General features: G+C 43.8%; 1 protein-coding gene and 1 pseudogene. Both read left to right on the forward strand.

What is annotated here, in order from left to right; genetic code table 11:
* A pseudogene (locus tag AC3G7N_RS21765) lies at positions 1–345 on the forward strand (phenylacetate--CoA ligase); the annotation flags it as partial.
* A 17-nt stretch (positions 346–362) separates the two neighbouring features.
* The coding region (locus AC3G7N_RS21770) for a gamma carbonic anhydrase family protein (RefSeq protein ID WP_489424213.1) at positions 363–601 on the forward strand (239 nt) is incomplete at its 3' end.

Here is a 601-nt window from a genome sequence, read left to right on the forward strand (position 1 = left end):
GGTGACATGCTTATTATTCGCGGCGTTAACGTATTTCCTTCTGAAATGGAACGTATCTTATTGCAGGTTAAAGAGTTAGCTCCGTATTATCAGGTCTATGTAAGGAAAGATGGGCATATGGACAGCGTAGAACTTCAAGTTGAATTATCCGAGATGACGTTCCAAGCATGCGAGCGTGACCCGGAACATGTTAAGGTTCTAGGTTTAAAGAAACAGATACAGGCCATGATCAAAGAGGAATGTCTGGTAACAATTGATGTGAATGTGCTGTCGCCAAAGTCAATTCCAAGGTCAGAAGGAAAAGCTGTCCGGATCGTGGACCAACGAACAAGGCAAACAATATAGTAAGGGGGAACCAGTTCATGATTTATCGATATAAAGATCAATCTCCAAGAATCCATGAAACGGCTTATATTGCCGATGGTGCCAAGGTAATCGGTGATGTGGAGATTGGAGCGTACTCAACTGTCCTGCTCCATGTTGTGCTCAGAGGTGATGAAGGACCAATCCGGATTGGTGAACGCTGTAATATACAAGAAAATTCAATGTGCCACCTTTATGAGAAGTTTCCGTTAACCCTGGAGGACGAGGTATCTGTCGG

This window comes from Virgibacillus carmonensis (genome assembly GCF_057836705.1).